The organism is Burkholderia sp. KL41 (assembly GCF_057005415.2).
Genome location: NZ_CM174447.1, coordinates 18079 through 35011, shown reverse-complemented (window position 1 = coordinate 35011; position 16933 = coordinate 18079). Strand labels below are relative to the sequence as shown.

General features: G+C 67.2%; 12 protein-coding genes. 10 read left to right on the top strand and 2 right to left on the bottom strand.

Features of this window, described 5'->3' with window-relative positions; translation table 11 throughout:
* Positions 1-508: 508 nt before the first annotated feature.
* From PQB87_RS17825 to PQB87_RS17815, 3 genes are all read left to right on the top strand, one after another.
* Positions 509-2071 carry a sensor domain-containing diguanylate cyclase gene (locus PQB87_RS17825; protein ID WP_060068026.1) on the top strand — a complete coding sequence of 521 codons (1563 nt, stop codon included), beginning with the start codon at positions 509-511 and terminating at the stop codon, positions 2069-2071.
* 147 nt (positions 2072-2218) lie between these two features.
* Positions 2219-3601 (top strand): cache domain-containing protein, encoded by a 1383-nt coding sequence (locus PQB87_RS17820; RefSeq protein WP_059688127.1) that lies wholly within the window; start codon positions 2219-2221, stop codon positions 3599-3601.
* 29 nt (positions 3602-3630) lie between these two features.
* Positions 3631-4275, top strand: coding sequence for a response regulator (locus PQB87_RS17815; protein ID WP_489243413.1), 645 nt, complete (start codon positions 3631-3633; stop codon positions 4273-4275).
* A gap of 49 nt (positions 4276-4324) precedes the next feature.
* On the opposite strand, the gene PQB87_RS17810 is transcribed toward PQB87_RS17815, so the two are convergent.
* On the bottom strand, positions 4325-5848 hold the full coding sequence (locus PQB87_RS17810) for an MFS transporter (protein ID WP_489243412.1): 1524 nt from the start codon (positions 5846-5848) through the stop codon (positions 4325-4327).
* A 144-nt stretch (positions 5849-5992) separates the two neighbouring features.
* Between PQB87_RS17810 and PQB87_RS17805 the strand changes: the two genes are divergently transcribed.
* The 5 genes from PQB87_RS17805 (at position 5993) to PQB87_RS17785 (ending at position 12188) form a co-directional block, all read left to right on the top strand.
* A complete protein-coding gene (locus tag PQB87_RS17805) occupies positions 5993-6634 on the top strand; it encodes a TetR/AcrR family transcriptional regulator (RefSeq protein ID WP_060058053.1) in 642 nt (213 codons plus the stop codon).
* Between the two features lie 273 nt (positions 6635-6907).
* Positions 6908-7456: a fimbrial protein gene (locus PQB87_RS17800; RefSeq protein WP_174413348.1), complete on the top strand. Its 549-nt coding sequence runs from the start codon at positions 6908-6910 to the stop codon at positions 7454-7456.
* Between the two features lie 89 nt (positions 7457-7545).
* On the top strand, positions 7546-8319 hold the full coding sequence (locus tag PQB87_RS17795) for a fimbria/pilus periplasmic chaperone (RefSeq protein WP_489243411.1): 774 nt from the start codon (positions 7546-7548) through the stop codon (positions 8317-8319).
* Between the two features lie 120 nt (positions 8320-8439).
* A complete protein-coding gene (locus PQB87_RS17790) occupies positions 8440-11019 on the top strand; it encodes a fimbria/pilus outer membrane usher protein (RefSeq protein ID WP_489243410.1) in 2580 nt (859 codons plus the stop codon).
* On the top strand, positions 11007-12188 hold the full coding sequence (locus PQB87_RS17785; RefSeq protein ID WP_489243409.1) for a fimbrial protein: 1182 nt from the start codon (positions 11007-11009) through the stop codon (positions 12186-12188). The genes PQB87_RS17790 and PQB87_RS17785 overlap by 13 nt, the downstream gene beginning before the upstream one ends.
* 170 nt (positions 12189-12358) lie before the next feature.
* Here PQB87_RS17785 and PQB87_RS17780 read toward each other — a convergent pair whose 3' ends face one another.
* Positions 12359-12955 carry an MlaC/ttg2D family ABC transporter substrate-binding protein gene (locus PQB87_RS17780; RefSeq protein ID WP_027790211.1) on the bottom strand — a complete coding sequence of 199 codons (597 nt, stop codon included), beginning with the start codon at positions 12953-12955 and terminating at the stop codon, positions 12359-12361.
* A 305-nt stretch (positions 12956-13260) separates the two neighbouring features.
* Here PQB87_RS17780 and hpnN point away from each other — a divergent pair, with 305 nt between their 5' ends.
* Entirely contained in the window at positions 13261-15894 is a 2634-nt protein-coding gene (gene hpnN / locus PQB87_RS17775; RefSeq protein ID WP_489243408.1) for a hopanoid transporter HpnN, read from the top strand.
* Entirely contained in the window at positions 15887-16846 is a 960-nt protein-coding gene (locus PQB87_RS17770; RefSeq protein WP_060068032.1) for an MlaA family lipoprotein, read from the top strand. The genes hpnN and PQB87_RS17770 overlap by 8 nt, the downstream gene beginning before the upstream one ends.
* Positions 16847-16933: the final 87 nt, after the last annotated feature.

The following is a 16933-nucleotide window of genomic DNA, read 5'->3' as shown; positions in this document are numbered from 1 at the left end:
AAACGGGCGGCCGCAACGGCCGCCCGTTTTCATTTTCGCGTTCGCCCGGCTGTTGAAACGAATAATCGGCGCACATATCGAGGCCTTCATTTTTTTCGCTCGCCTGCCGTTAACCCGATGGAATCGGCGGCCGCGCGCCGCGGTTTCGCCGCTCATGCCGTACAGCCTTGCGCCGGAACGCTTTGCCGGATATTCGCAAGCCCGGGAATTCACTGAAACTTGATCCGGATCAACGGCCCGCAACATTTTCCGCGCGCGCGAACGCGCGCGTTATACTCCGTTGAATTCGCACTGCCCGATTCGTCGGATCGTTGAATCGGCGTAGATGTCACCAGTAAATGCGCGATTTACCGGTATATCTGGCCGCGATTCCCGGTAATCAGTGTCCATTTTCTCGCCGGCCGGCAGGAAGTCGTCGAATGGACGCGTGGCGGATCGCCGCCGCCACGTCATACGAACAATTGCATCGGCCCGCCGCCCGGCGGCAATGCCCATCGATCCACGGACCATGGCAGAAACCGATTACGCAGTGCCCAGCGAATCCGGCCTGACGAGCCGTGTCGCCGCACATCTGCGCCGGTTCCTGCTGCCGCACCTGATCTTCTATACCGGGCTGCTGATCGCGCTGCTCCTGTTGTCCCTGTGCGGGATCGTGCTGTACGAAGGCCGCATCGACGCGCGCGACCGCTCGATCTCGATGCAGCAGAATCTCGCGCTGATGGCGTCGTGGGACATCGAGCGCAACATCGAAATCTATTCGCTGTCGCTGCAGGCCGTCGTCGAAGGCGAAAACGACCCGGATGTCGTCAAGCTGCCGATGCCGCTGCGCCGCCAGGTGCTGTTCGACCGTGCGACGACGGCCAAGTACCTCGGCGGCATCTACGTGCTCGACGCGAAGGGCGACATCGCGGTCGACGGCAAGAGCGACGTGCCGCGCAAGGCCAACTTCGGCAACGAGCCGTACTTCACGGTGCACCGCGACCATCCCGACGTCGGCCTGTACGTCAGCCCCCCGTATCATTCGCGCTTGCGCGGCGGCTCGCCGAGCATCGCGCTCAGCCGGCGGATCACCAAGCCCGACGGCTCGTTCGGCGGCGCCGCCGTGATGTCGATCCGGCTCGAATATTTCCAGAACCTGTTCTCGCGGCTGTCGCTCGGCGATCGCGGCTCGATCGCGCTGATCAATACCGACGGCAAGATGGTCGCGCGCGAGCCGTACGACCCGAAGATCGTCGGCCGCGACATCAGCCACGCCAGCACGTTCCGGCGGTTCATGACCGCCAACGAAGGCAGCTTCGCCGATACCGCGTCGATCGACGGCGTGCGCCGCCTGTACGTGTTCCGGCATCTCGAGCACCTGCCGCTCATCATCATGGTCGCGCGCTCGGAAGCGGATACCTACGCCGCGTGGTACGACCGTGCAATTCCGATCGGCTCGGCGATGGTCGCGCTCGCGATCGGCTTCGTCGGCCTGTCGCTGCTGCTCGACGTGCAGCTGCGCAAGCGCCACCGCGCGGAAACCGAACTGCAGGCGCTCGCGCGCACCGACGGCCTCACGGGCCTCGACAACCGCCGCATGCTCGACGTCACGCTCGCACGCGAATGGCGCCGGGCCGCACGCTCGCAGCACGCGCTGTCGCTGCTGTTCATCGACGTCGACTACTTCAAGCGCTACAACGACACGCAAGGGCACCAGGCCGGCGACGACGCGCTCGCCGCGGTCGGCCACTGCATCGCCGGCTGCCTGCGCCGCCCGGCCGATTACGCGGCGCGCTACGGCGGCGAGGAGTTCGTCGTCGTGCTGCCCGACGTCGATACGGACGGCGCGGCGTCGATCGCCGAGACGATCCGCACCGGCATCCTCGATCTCGGCATCCGGCACGACGCCGGGGCGACCGGCCACCTGACGGTGAGCATCGGCGTGACGACGAGCTATCCGGAACACGACGACGACATGCAGGCCGCGCTGAAGCTGGCCGACGACGCGCTGTATCGCGCGAAGGAAGGCGGGCGCAACCGCATCGTCGTGCACGCGGCCCCCTCCGGCGGCCTCGCGGCGCGGCGGGCCTGAACGGGCCGCCGCCGGGCGCCGGCAGGGCGGCTGCTCGGCCACTGTCGCCGCCCGCGCGCAAAATCGCCGACAATGTCGCCTCGACACGCCGCCGCGCGGCTGCCTCGCCCGGCCGGCCCGCGCGGTGCGCGGCCGCTTCGCACCACCATGAGACTCAAGGCAAAGATCTTCCTTCTGGCCATCGTGCCGTTCCTGCTCGCGATCGCCGGCATCGGTTTCGGCGTGCGCCAGCAGGCGACGTCCCTCGCGCGCACGCAGCACGCGACGATCCAGGCCGCGTACCTGTCGAGCAAGGAGGTCGAGCTCAAGCACTACGTCGAGCTCGCGACGAGCGCGATCATGCCGCTCTACGACGCGAGCGGCCGCAACGCGCGCGACGACGCGCTGCTGCGCACGCAGGCGCTCGCGATGCTGCAGAAGATGGATTTCGGCCCGGACGGTTACTTCTTCGTGTACGACCTGCACGGCAATTCCCTGATGCATCCGCGCGAGCCCGAGCGGGTCGGCCACAACTACTGGTCGATGCGCGACCCGCAGGGCGCGCTGACGATCCAGCAGCTGATCGGCGCGGCGTCGAGCGGCGGCGGCTACGTGCGCTACGCGTGGCAGCGGCCGTCGACGGGCCGCGTCGCGCCGAAGCTGGGCTACGTCATCGCGCTCGAACGCTGGGGCTGGATGGTCGGCACCGGCATCTATCTCGACGATGTCGACACCGCGCTGCAGCGCATCGACGCGCGCGCGTCCGCGAACATCGAGCGCACGATGAGCTGGCTCACCGCGATCGCGCTCACGGGTGCCGCCGCGATCGCCGTGTGCGCGCTGGTGCTGAACGTCAGCGAGTCGCGCAGCGCCGACGCGAAGCTCAAGCTGCTCGCGCAGCGCGTCGTCGAATCGCAGGAACAGGAGCGGGCGCGGCTGTCACGCGAGCTGCATGACGGGATCAGCCAGATGATGGTATCGGCGAAGCTGATGCTCGAATCCGCGCTCGCGCGCTTCGAACGCGGTACCGCGCGCATGCCCGAGGCCGAGCAGGCGCTGACATCGGGCGTCGTGCGGCTCGGCGACACGCTGCGTGAAGTGCGGCGCATCTCGCATGCGCTGCGCCCCGCGATGCTCGACGATCTCGGCCTCGCGGCGGCGCTCGAGCAGCTGGTGCGCGAGCTCGGCGCCGAAAGCGGCATCGACATCGGTTACACGCAGGTCGCGCACAGCGGCGCCCGGCCGCTGCCCGCGGCGGTCAACACCGCGCTGTTCCGGATCGCGCAGGAAGCGTTGAGCAACATCGTGCATCATGCGCGGGCGTCGCGCGCGGCCGTCACGCTCGACGTCGGCGCGCAATCCGTCACGCTGACCATCGCCGACAACGGCTGCGGCTTCGACGCCGAACGCTCGCAGGCCGACGTGCGCCACGGCATCGGCCTGCGCAACATGCGCGAGCGCCTCGACGCGCTCGGCGGCATCCTGACGATCACGTCGCAGGTCGGCCACACGATCGTCGCCGCGCGCGTGCCGCTGCGCAGCGACGCGTGACGACGCCCCCATCACAGGAGACCTTTCGCATGAGCGCCCCCGACACCGCCCGGCCCGTCGCCCGACTGCTGCTCGTCGACGATCACCCGCTCGTGCGCGACGGCTTGCGGATGCGGCTCGAAGCGGCCGACCTGTCCGTGGTCGGCGAAGCCGGCAACGCCGACGAGGCGCTCGCGCTCGCCGCGTCGCTCGAGCCCGATCTCGCGCTGATGGACATCGGCATGCACGGAATGAACGGCATCACGCTCGCGGGCGTGTTTCACGAACGCTTTCCGGGCATCCGCGTGCTGATGCTGTCGATGCACGACAACGTCGAATACGTGACGCAGGCCGTGCGTGCCGGCGCAAGCGGCTACCTGCTGAAGGATTCGCCCGCGAGCGAGATCGTGCGCGCGATCGGCACGGTGCTGGCGGGCCAGACGTTCTTCAGCGAAGGGCTCGCCGCGCGGATGATCCACGCGAGCACGACCGCGTCGCCGCTCGACCGGCTCACGCCGCGCGAACGCGACATCCTCGACGCGCTGGCGGAAGGGCTGTCGAGCAAGCAGATCGCGCAGCAGACGGGGCTGTCGGTGCGCACGGTCGAGACGCACCGGCTCAACCTGAAGCGCAAGCTGGAGATCGAGGGGCAGGCCGAGCTGATCAAGTTCGCGGTCGAGCATCGGCGAAGGTAGGCAGGCGCCGCGATCTGCCGCAAAAGGCTCGGCCGGCCGGCAAGCCGCATCATTCCGGCCGTGAAGACGTCACACACGCCGCCGCCGCGCGCCCCGATTGCTTCTTCGTTTCACGCCGCATCATCAGCATCACCGCAACACCAACACTGAGGATTCCGGAACACAGGACCGCGATCGAAAACCCGTGCGCCATCGCATCCCGATACGCGCCGAGGAGCGCCGGCTGTCCCGCCGCAAACACATGCTCCATCACCGCCTGCCGCGCCAGCGTATCCGCTTGCGCGCTGCCGGCCGCTTGCATCGCGGCCGTCATCCGGTGCAGCGCACCGACGCTCATCATGCTGCCGAGCACCGCGATGCCCATGCTCATCCCCGTCTGGCGCAACGCGTTCATCGTCGCCGACGCCATGCCCGCACGCTCGGCCGGCGCGAGTTCCATCACGGTCATGCCGGTCGCGGGCACCGCGAGCCCCATGCCGACCCCGAGCACCGCCAGCGCGATGCCGACCGGCACATACGGCGTTCCCGCACCGAAGCCCGCCATGGCCGCGAGCATCGCGCCGACCAGGCCATACCCGGCCACCATCAGCGCGTGCAATGGAATGCGCGCCGCGATGCGCCCGAACAGCATCGACGTGATCGCCGTCATCACGAACTGCGGCATCAGTTGCCAGCCCGCGGCGGCGGGCGTGCGGCCCTGCGCCTGCTGCAGGAACAGCGACAGGAAGAACAGGCTGCTGTACCCCGAGAACCCGAGCACGAACGACGCGAGATTGGCGCGCACCAGCCGCCGGTCGCGAAACAGCCAGACCGGCAGCAGCGGCCGCTCGACGCGCGTTTCGACACGCACGAACACGACGAACGCCACCGCGGCGCCCGCGAGCGGCGCGAGCACCTTCACGTGCGACGCGCCGGCTTCGCCGATGCCGATCAGCCCGTACGTGAGCAACCCGAGCCAGACCACGCTCAGCGCCTGGCCGAGCGGATCGAACGCCGCGTGCTGCGGATGCCGGCGCTCCGGAATGCCCCACGCGCCGAGCAGCACGGTCACGATGCCGATCGGCACGTTGACGAGAAAGATGTCCTGCCATCCGCCATGCTCGACGAGCAGGCCCCCCACCAGCGGCCCGAGGATCAGCGCGAGCGCGCTGAACGCGGACCATCCGCCGATCGCGCGGGCACGCTCGCGCGCATCGGGAAACGCATGCGTGAGGATCGGCATCGCGCCCGGTATCAGCAATGCGCCGGCGAGCCCCTGGATCGCGCGCCCGATCAGCAGCGGCTCGAGCCGGCTCGCGCATGCGCAGACCACCGACCCGGCCGTGAACAGGACCACGCTGGCGAGCCACACGCGCTTGTGTCCGTAGCGATCGCCGAGCGGGCCGGCCGACAGCATGAACGCCGACAGCGCGAGCGCGTACGCGTTGACGACCCACTGAAGGCCGCCGATGTCGGTATCGAGCGCCGTCTGCAGCGTCGGCAACGCGACGTTGACGATGCTGATGTCGAGCGTGGCGAGAAAGGTGCCGAGACAGGCGGCCAGGACGAGTGCGGCGCGGCGGTAGCGAGGCATGGCGGTCGGCCCTTCACGGGCACGAAGATGAGAATGATTCGCATCATATATATCGACTGACCGTCGGTCAATGGATTGCGTTGGCCGTGAACGGGGCGCTGGCCTAAACTGCGGGCTTTGCACGAACGGGCGTCGAGCCGCGCGATGACGGACAGGACAAAGGCAGGAACCACGACAAGTAAGGACGACGCGCCGGCGGGGAAGCTGCCGCGCACGAAGCCGGCGGAAGTGCGCCTCGAGGAGCTGATGGCCGCGGCCGAGACGCTGTTCCTCGCGCAGGGCGTGGAAGCGACGACCATCAGCGAGATCGTCGAGCACGCGCAGGTGGCGAAGGGCACGTTCTACCACTACTTCGAATCGAAATCCGACATGCTCGCCGCGCTCGCGCAGCGCTACACGGCGTCGTTCCTCGACCGGTTGCAGCACGCGGTGGACGCGTGCGATGCCGACGACTGGCTCGCGCGCCTGCGCGCGTGGATCCGCACCAACATCGAAACCTACGCGGCGACCTATCGCACGCACGACATCGTCTACGCGAATCACCATCACCACGATCGCGCGAATGCCGACAAGAACGCGATCCTCGAACAGCTCGGCGCGATTCTCGACGGCGGCGCACGGGCCGGCACCTGGCGGCTCGCGCACCCGCAGGTCACCGCGCTGCTGATCTATGCGGGCGTGCACGGCGCGACCGACCACATCATCGCGGCGCCGGAAACGGATCGCGCCGCGTTCGTCGACGCGGTGGTCGACGATTGCCTGCGGATGCTCGGCGTCGGCACCTGACGCACGGCAACGCACCAGGCACCCGAGGGCGAATGCCGTTCAGTCATGCTGAACGGCATTTTTCATTGGTGCCATCGCGAAGTGACAATTGTTCATCTTACGAATTGTTGACGCCAGTAGCATTCGTTCTGTCCAAGTGTAACCAAGCCGAAAACATAATATTCGGCCGTGTGATGCCTTTTCGGGTTGCCGTTGGATGTCGCGTCGCGCTGTCAACGGATATCGCGTCGGCGTCGTATCACCATCCAGATCGATTCTTTCTGAAACCAAAACATGCAAACCAAACTCATTACCGCCGTGTTGTTCGTGGCTGCAGCCACTGCGTCGCAAATCGCATCCGCAGCCGACGGCACAATCACGTTCAACGGCAGCGTTACCGCGCAAACCTGCACGATCAACGGCAACGGCAGCGGCTCGAACAACTTCAATGTGCCGCTGCAATCGGTGGCGACCAGCGCGCTGGCCGCCGCAGGCCAGTGGGCCAACCGCACGCCCTTCAACATCGCGCTGACGGCCTGCACGCCGGCGTCGGGCAACGTCCACACCTACTTCGAACCGGGCCCGACGGTCGACACCGCCACCGGCAACCTGATCCTGGCCGCCGGCGGCGCGACCAACGTCGAGATCCAGCTGCTGAACGGCGACGGCACCTATTCGCCTATCAGGATCGGCGCAGCTGACGCCTCGCAGAACTCGAAGTCGGTCGCAATCAGCTCGACCGGCACCGCCACGCTGAACTACTACGCGCAGTACTTCGCAACCGGCGCTGCAACGGCAGGCGCGGCGACGTCGAGCGTGATGTACTCGCTCGTTTATCAGTAACCAATCACTTAGTTATACATAGCAAGATCGGGCGGAGCGGCACGACGTCGCACCGCCCCTCGTGCTCGCTACCTGCATCGATCTCCATCATGAAGCTTCGAAACACACTCCGGCGCGCGATCGCCACCGCATGCGCCGCATGGCTCGGCTACCTGGCAGCGCCCGCCGATGCATCGGTGGTGATCGGCGGCACGCGCGTAATCTATGCCGCGAGCGAATCCGAGGTCACGCTCAAGCTGTCGAACGCCGGCCAGTCGCCCGCGCTCGTGCAGTCGTGGGTCGATACAGGTGACGTGCGCGGCGCGCCGTCCACGACCAAGGTGCCCTTCACCATCACGCCGCCGATCTCGCGGATCGATCCGTCCAAATCGCAGACGCTGCGCATCGTCTACACCGGCGAGCCCATGCCGCAGGATCACGAGTCGGTGTTCTGGCTCAACGTGCTCGAGGTGCCGCCCAAGCCGAGCGCGGCGGACGCGGACATGAGCCGTATCCAGCTCGCATTCCGTTCGCGCATCAAGCTGTTCTATCGTCCGGAAAAACTCGCGGGTTCATCGGCCGACGCGCCGGCGCGGCTCACCTGGCGGCTCACACAGGCCGACGGCAAACCGGCCATCGAGGCGCACAACCCGACGCCGTTCCATGTGTCGCTGACCATGATCAGCGTGCAGTCGGGCGGACGCAGCGCAATCTTCGACGATGGCGGCATGGTCGGGCCCGGCGAGACGCGCGCCTTCCCGCTGAAAGGCGATGTGCCCGGCTCGGCCGGCGCCAGCGTGCGTTACACGACACTGAACGACTACGGCGGCTCGGTCATCGGCGAGACGCCATTGCGGTCAGACGCCGCCGCGCCGTCGCGATGATGCGCGACTGACTCTCTTCCATTGCGCGAGGCGCGGGTAGCGCGCCACGTCCTTTCCACAGCAAGACCAAGCATGCCCGCCCGGGCAGGGCGGAGGCTTGCTCACGCTCGGGTGCCTATCGTGATCCAACGTCTTTCGAGTTTGCCGCCATTCGTGCGCTGGCGCCCGCGCCCGTGCTTCCTGCTCGCGCTGTCGGTGTTCGCGTCGACGGGCGCGATGGCGCAGACCACAAGCGCCACACAGGTGGCGGAAGTCCAGTTCGACGACCTGTTCCTGCAGCGCCCGGGCGGCACGCGGGTGGACGTCAGTCGCTTCGAAAAAGGCAATGCCGCGGCGCCGGGTTCGTATCGCGTCGACCTGTACGTCAACACGAACTGGATCGGTCGTACCGCGATCACGCTGCGCCAGGTGGGCGACAGCCGAAACAACGTCCAGCCCTGCTTCGATCGCGAGCTGCTGCAGCAGGTCGGGGTGGATCTCGCGAAGCTGTCGCCCGAAGCGACGCGCATGTTGACGGACTCGAACCACGCCTGCGCGACGATCGACATGCTGGTGCCGGACGCCGTCGCCACTTTCGACAATGGCGAGCAGCGGCTCGACGTCAGCATCCCGCAGGCCTCGTTGAGCCGCGCGGCGCGCGGCTACGTGGATCCGCGCTACTGGGACGAGGGCGTGCCGGCTGCGCTGCTGTCGTACAACGGCAACATCTACCGCGCCGACAACCAGGGCGCCTCGTCGACCCAGGCCTACCTGGGCCTGACCGCCGGCCTGAACGTCGGGCCCTGGCGCTTCCGCCACAACGGCAACACCACCTACAACACGCACGGCGGCACGCACTACCAGAGCGTGCAGACCAGCCTGCAGCGCTCGATTGCGCGCCTGAAGGCGCAGCTCGTGATCGGCGACGCGTTCACCGACGGCACGATGTTCGACAGCGTGGGCTTTCGCGGCGTGCGGATCGCCAGCGACGAGCGCATGTATCCGGAATCGCAACGCGGCTATGCGCCGACCATCCACGGCATCGCCAACAGCAATGCGCTGGTGCAGGTGCGCCAGAACGGCAACATCGTCTACAGCGCCAACGTCGCGACCGGCCCGTTCGAGATCGACGATCTCTATGCGACCGGTTATGGCGGCGACCTCGACGTCATCGTGACCGAAGCCGACGGCAGCATCCACACCTTCAAGGTGCCGTATGCGTCGGCCGTCAGTTCGCTGCGGCCCGGCATCACGCGTTTCAGCGTGACGGCCGGCCAGTACCGCAGTCCGCTGCTGTCGAGCAAGCCCGCGCTGTTCCAGGCGACCGTACAGCACGGTTTCACCAACCTGATCACCGGCTACGGCGGCATGACGGCCGCGCCCGGCTACCTGGCAGGCCTGGCCGGCGTCGCGCTCAACACCGGGCTGGGCTCGTTCGCGCTGGACATCACGCAGGCCAACACCGATCTGCCCGGCATGGGCACGCGCCACGGCCAGAGCGTGAAGCTCTCGTACAGCAAGCTGATCAGTCCGACCAATACCAATATCGCGGTGGCCGCCTATCGTTATTCGAGCAGCGGTTACCTGGGCCTGCAGGACGCCATGCAGTTGCGCAGCCAGCAGACCGGCGGCGTGAACGGCCTGCTGTCCGGCGGCGTGCGTCGCGGCCAGTTCCAGGTCATGCTGAACCAGGGCCTGCCGGAAGGCTGGGGCTCGTTCTACCTGTCTGGCTCGACCGTCAATTACTGGAATCGCAGCGGCAACGACACGCAGTTCCAGGCCGGCTACAGCAACAATTTCCGGCGCATCAACTACGGCGTGTCGGTCGCGCGCCAATTCGACGCGACGCAAAACCGCTGGGACAACCGCTTCATGCTGAACGTGTCGATCCCGCTGAACCTCGGCTCGCGCACGTTGTATTCGTCGACCAGCCTGCAACACGACAGCCATGGCGCAACCCTGGTCCAGCAGTCGCTGACCGGCTCGCTCGGCATCGACAACGCGCTCAGCTATGGCGTGAACGTCGGTCATACCCGCGGCAGCGGCACCGGGGCGACCGTCAACGTCGGCGGCAACGTGTCCTACATGTCGCCGTATGCGACCTTGTCGGGCAACGCCTCGAAGGGCACCGGCTTTACGCAGTACGGCGGCGGCATCTCGGGCGGTATGGTGGCCTATGCCGGCGGCGTGGCCTTTACGCCGACCATGGGCGAGACAATGGCGATCGTCGAGGCCAAGGACGCAAACGGCGCACGCGTGACGGCCAGCAGCGGCCTGCGCATCGATCGGTTCGGTCATGCCCTGGTGTCGACCCTGACGCCGTTCTCGACCAACGAGGTGGAAATCGATCCGAAGGGCGTGCCGATGAGCGTCGAGCTGAAATCCAGCGCGCAGCACATCGCGCCGACCGCGGGTGCGGTGGTGCGGCTGAAGTACGAGACCGAGGGCGGCGGACGCGCGGTGATCATGCGCGCGCGCATGGCCGATGGTGAGCCGGTTCCCTTCGGCGCAGAAGTGAGCGATGCGGCGGGGCAGAACGTCGGCACCGTCGCGCAGGATGGCCGCGTCGTGCTGCGCGGCGTGAAAACGGATACCGGCACGCTGAAGGTGAAGTGGGGCGACACGGCCACCGAGGTTTGTTCGCTGTCCTACACGCTTGCGCCGGCGAGCAAGACGAACCGGCAAAGCTGGACCGATACGGAAGCGGTATGTACGAAATGAGCGCTGCTGATGAAATGAGCCTGGGAGAGGTCATGAAACGAAACGAAAATTCGACCGCGAAGCGCCGGCAGGCGAAGTCGGCGCGCGGCTGGGGCCGCGTGGTGTTCTGGCTGTTCGCGCTGGTAGCGTTGATGCTTGGTCCGGGTTCGCGTGCCGCGTTCGCGCAGAGCGCCAGTTGCACGGGTACGGCACAGACGGTGACGATCTCGATGCCGGCTTCGGTGACGATCCCGCGCGACGCAGCGATCGGTACGGTGCTGACGACCTGGGCCAGTACTCCGGCCACCACCAACTTCTATAGTTGCCTCGTATCGGGTTCTGCATTCTCGGGTATGGCCTTCGAAGCGCTGTCGATGACCAAGGCCGGCATGACGGTGGCCGGGCCGAATGGTGTGGCCTATACGGTCTGGAATACCAATGTGCCGGGCGTCGGTGTCGCGATCGGCGTGCGTTCCTATGCGAACGGTTGTGGATGGCAGCCATGGGACGATCTCGGCACGCCGAGGCCGCCGCTACCCAGCCCTTGGGCTGGGTGGGCCTGTAACCAAAACGGTACGAACAGTTTGGTCACCAACGGCGGCCAGGTTCAGGTGGCGCTGGTCAAGACCGGCGCCATCACGGCGGGCACGGTGACGGGCGGCGTGCTGTTCGAGGGAGCGCCCTCGACGGGGGGAGCAAACATCAACGGCCCGTTTGCGGTCTCCGCTTCGAGCCACGTGTCGTATTCGCTGACCTCGACCATCGTCAACGTCGCGGCATGCACCACGCCGAACGTGACGGTCAACATGGGCTCGCCCATGCAGTCGGAATTCACGGGCATCGGCTCGACCAACAAGCAGGCCGTCTCGCTCAACGTGGCGGTCAACGCCTGCCCGACAGGCCTGAACTCGATCCAGTACCAGTTCATCCCGGTCAATGCCGTCCTCGACAGCACCAACGGCGTGCTGGCGCTGTCGAGCGGTTCGACGGCCACCGGTATCGGCCTGCAACTGAAGGACGGCAACGGCAACGCGCTGAAATACAACACGCAGTACACGCTGACGAGCTACAGCAAATCGACCGGCGGCTCCTACACGATCCCGCTCACCGCCAGGTACTACCAGACGGCCGCGAAGGTAACAGCCGGCAGCGCAAACGCCGTGCTGACCTTCACCATGACGTATCAGTAGGCCGCGCACAGCGAGCCTCGATGTGTGCGAAGGCGGTGTGGACTTGCGCGTGGACGCCCGGACGCGCGGTCACATCGGTCGTTCGACCGCTCACCACGCCCCAGGGTAAACAAACAAGGGCGCCCGAGGGCGCCCTTCATGCATCCGGATTCCGAACCGCGCAGCAGCGGTCAGTTCGTCCGCGAATTGTGTTTCTGCAGATACGCGATCAGGCCGTCGATCCCGCCCGATGCGAGCTGGCTCTTGAACTGGCCCTGGTAGACCTGGATCAGCCATGCGCCCGACATGTCGATGTCGTAGATCTTCCAGTCGTTGCCGACCTTGCCGAGACGATAGCCGACCGACTGGCTGTCGCCCGGCGTCGTGACGGTCGACTGCACGAGCGCGTCGGCGCCCGACGCGCCACCGGCCTTGAACGAGAACTTCGCGTCCTGGCTGCCGAGCTGCGCGAGCGACGCGGCGTAGGTGCGCGTCATCAGCAGCTTGAACTGCTTGTAAAGCTCCTGCTGCTGTTGCGGCGTGGCCTGCTTCCATGCGTCGCCGACCGCGATGCGGGTCGTGCGCTCGAAGTTGGTCGCGGGGAGGAAGCGCTGCTCGACGACCGCCGAGACCTTCGCCATGTCCCCGCCGCGTGCGGCCGGATCGGCCTTCATCGCATTGACGGTACCTTCGACCGCATTGCGGACGATATCGACCGGCGCGCTCTGCGCAAAAGCGGAAACCGACACGGCGGCCGCCGCGACGAAAGCAAACAGATGACGTTTCATACGAATATCGCTCGATGAGAAAAAACGACCGGTTCATTGCACCGGCCGACGGAGCAAAGTATACCGGGCCCGACGCCTCGGTGTGCCGCCGTGACCGACTGTTACCTTTCAGGTTCCTTTGTCACAGGCGTGCAGCGGCGCCGATTATGTAAATATCCCCTTACAAACCGGCGAACCATCGGTATCGATTCCGCCGTCGCGAACAAATCTCCTTCCCGCCCCGAAACCCCCAACGTCACGACCGCCGCCACGCTGCGCCGGTATACTTGGCTACTTTGCCCTTGCCAGCCGCTCCCCACCGCCACATGGTGACATCTCTCATCGTCCGACTCGTTGCATGGTCGGTGCGCCGCCCCGTCTGGGTCGTCGTCCTGTCGCTCGTCATCGCCGCGCTCAGCGGCGTCTATGTCGCGCAGCATTTCAAGATCAACACCGACATCAGCAAGCTCGTCGATGCCGAGCCGCAATGGGCCGCCCTCGGGCAGGCCGTCGACAAGGCGTTCCCGCAACGCAACGGCACGATCCTCGCGGTCGTCGAGGCGCCGGCGCCCGAATTCGCGAACGCCGCCGCGCATGCGCTGACCGAAGCGCTGCGCAAGGATGCCGACGCCGGCCGCATCGGCCAGGTCGCCGAGCCCGGCGGCGGGCCGTTCTTCGAGCACAACGGGCTGCTGTTCCTGTCGCCGCAGGAGGTCGCGGATACCACCTCGCAGCTCGCAAGCGCGCGCCCGCTCGTCAACGAACTCGCGAAGAACCCGAGCCTGACCGGCCTCGCGACCACACTCTCCACCACGCTCGGCCAGCCGCTCCTGACAGGCCAGGTGAAACTGCCCGCGATGGCGAAGCTGCTCGCACGCAGCGCCGCGACGGTCGACGACGTGCTGGCCGGCAAGCCGGCCGCGTTCTCGTGGCGCGCGCTGGTCGACAACGATGCCGCGCGGCAGCCCGCGCGCGCGTTCGTCACCGTGCAGCCGGTGGTCAACTACGGCGCGCTGAAGGCCGGCGCGGAAACCAGCCAGGTGATCCGCGACGCGGCCCGTTCGCTCGACCTCGAGAAGCGCTACGGCGCCGCCGTGCGCCTGACCGGCGAGCAGCCGCTCGCCGACGACGAATTCGCGTCCGTCGAAGATGGCGCGGCGCTCAACGGCGCGCTCACGCTGCTCGCCGTGCTCGTCATCCTGTGGCTGGCGCTGCGCTCGAAGCGGATGATCGGCTCGGTGCTCGTCACGCTGTTCGTCGGCCTCGTCGTGACCGCCGCGCTCGGCCTCGCGATGGTCGGCTCGCTGAACATGATCTCGGTCGCGTTCATGGTGCTGTTCGTCGGCCTCGGCGTCGACTTCTCGATCCAGTACGGCGTGAAATACCGCGAGGAGCGCTTCCGCGATCCGCGCATCGATCACGCGCTGATCGGCGCCGCGCACTCGATGGGCATGCCGCTCGCGCTGGCCACTGCGGCCGTCGCGGCGAGCTTCTTCTCGTTCATTCCCACCGCCTATCGCGGCGTGTCCGAACTCGGCCTGATCGCGGGCGTCGGGATGTTCGTCGCGCTGCTGACCACGATCACGCTGCTGCCGGCGCTGCTGCGCCTGTTCGCGCCGCCGGGCGAATCGAAGACGCCGGGCTTCCCGTGGCTCGCGCCGGTCGACGACTACCTCGATCGCCATCGCAAGCCGATCCTGATCGGCACGCTCGTGGTCGTGATCGGCGCGCTGCCGCTGCTCGCGTTCCTCCATTTCGACTTCAACCCGCTGCACCTGAAGGATCCGCACAGCGAATCGATGGCGACGCTGCTCGCGCTGAAGGATTCGCCGGAAGCCGCCGTCAACGACGTCACGCTGCTCGCGCCGTCGCTCGCCGATGCCGACGCGGCCGCGAAGCGCCTCGACGCACTGCCTGAAGTGGGCCGCACGACCACGCTGTCGACCTTCATCCCCGCCGACCAGCCGGCCAAGCGCGCGGCGATCGCAGCCGCCGCGAGCGACCTGCTGCCCGCGCTGACGCAGCCGGCCGCGCCGCCCGCGACCGACGCGCAGCGCGTCGCCGCGCTCAAGCGCGTGTCGGACCTGCTGAGCTACGCGGCCGAAGATCACCCGGGCCCGGGCGCGGCCGCCGCGCAGCACCTGTCGGCCTCGCTCGCGAAACTCGCCGCCGCGGACGCCGCGACGCGCGACCGCGCCGAGCGTGCGTTCTCCGACACGCTGCGCATCGCGCTCAACCAGCTCGCCTCGCTGCTGCAGCCGCAGGACATCACGCGCGAATCGCTGCCGCCGCAGCTCGTGCGCGACTGGGTCGCACCGGACGGCCACGCACTCGTGCAGATTTCGCCGAAGGTGCCGAAGGGCGTCGACCCGAACGACGACAACATGCTGCGCCGCTTCGCGAAGACCGTGAAGGCCGCGGAGCCGGGCGCGACCGGCGGGCCGATCTCGATCCTGCATTCGGCCGACACGATCATCAACGCGTTCCTGCATGCGGCACTGTGGTCGATCATCTCGATCACGATCCTGCTGTGGGTCACGCTGCGCCGCTTCGGCGACGTGCTGCGCACGCTGGTGCCGCTGCTCGTGTCGGGCATCGTGACGCTCGAACTGTGCGTCGTGCTCGGCATGTCGCTCAACTTCGCGAACATCATCGCGCTGCCGCTGATGCTCGGCGTCGGCGTCGCGTTCAAGGTGTATTTCGTGATGGCGTGGCGCGGGGGGCAAACCGGGCTGCTGCACTCGAGCCTCACGCACGCCGTCCTGTTCAGCGCCGCGACGACGGCGACCGCATTCGGCAGCCTGTGGCTGTCGCACCACCCGGGCACGTCGAGCATGGGCAAGCTGCTCGCGCTGGCCCTGACCTGCACGCTGATCGGCGCCGTGGTGTTCCAGCCCGTCCTGATGGGCAAACCGCGCGTCAAACGTGCCAAGAACCAATCGCAAGGAATCAATGAATAAGGTGCGAATCATTGCGGCGACCGTTGCCGCCAGCGCAGTGCTGACCGGCTGCGCGACGGGACCGAACCGCAACCCCAACGACCCGCTCGAGCCGATGAACCGGGCGATGTACACGTTCAACGACACCGTCGACACGAACATCGCCCAGCCGATCGCGAAGGGTTACCAGAAGGTCACGCCGACGCCCGTGCGCACCGCGATCAGCAACTTCTTCTCGAACCTCGGCGACCTCGGCAACATCGCGAACAACCTGCTGCAGTTGCGCATCACCGACGCGACGCAGGACTTGATGCGCGTCGCGATGAACTCGCTGTTCGGCGTCGCCGGCCTGATCGACATCGCGACGCCGGCCGGGCTGCCGAAGCATCACCAGGATTTCGGCCTGACGATGGCACGCTGGGGCGTGCCGTCGGGCCCGTACCTCGTGCTGCCCGTGTTCGGGCCGAGCACGTTCCGCGACGGCGTCGGCCGCGCGGTGGACGTGCGCTTCAACCTGCTCAACTACATCGAGCCGGCCGCGCGCAACCCGATGTACATCGCGCAGTTCATCAGCGCGCGTTCGGACCTGCTCGGCGCGACCGACCTGCTGAAGCAGGCCGCGCTCGATCCGTATTCGTTCGTGCGCGACGCGTACCTGCAGCAGCGCAAGTCGCTGACGTATCGCAGCCAGTCGTCGGCGGCGACGCTGCCGACCTACAACGAACCGGGTGAATCGGGCGCCGTGCCGGCCGCGACGCCTGCCGTGCCGGGGTTGCCGAACTACGAGGATCCGGGCGAGTCGGGCGGTACACCGGGCGCGGCGCCGAACAATGCACCGGCCGCGCCGGGGCTGCCGCAATACGACGATCCGGGTGCGGACGGTGCGATGCCGGCGAGCACGCCGGCTGCTGCGCCTGCCGCGGCATCGGCAACCGCGCCGGCAACGCCTGCGAGCGGCCCGGCCGCGCAGTAACGCTGCAACGGCTACCGCCGCAAGGAAAAAGAGCGCTGCAGTTCAAGTCTGCAGCGCTCTTTTTTTATCCGCGATTTGTCCGCGAGA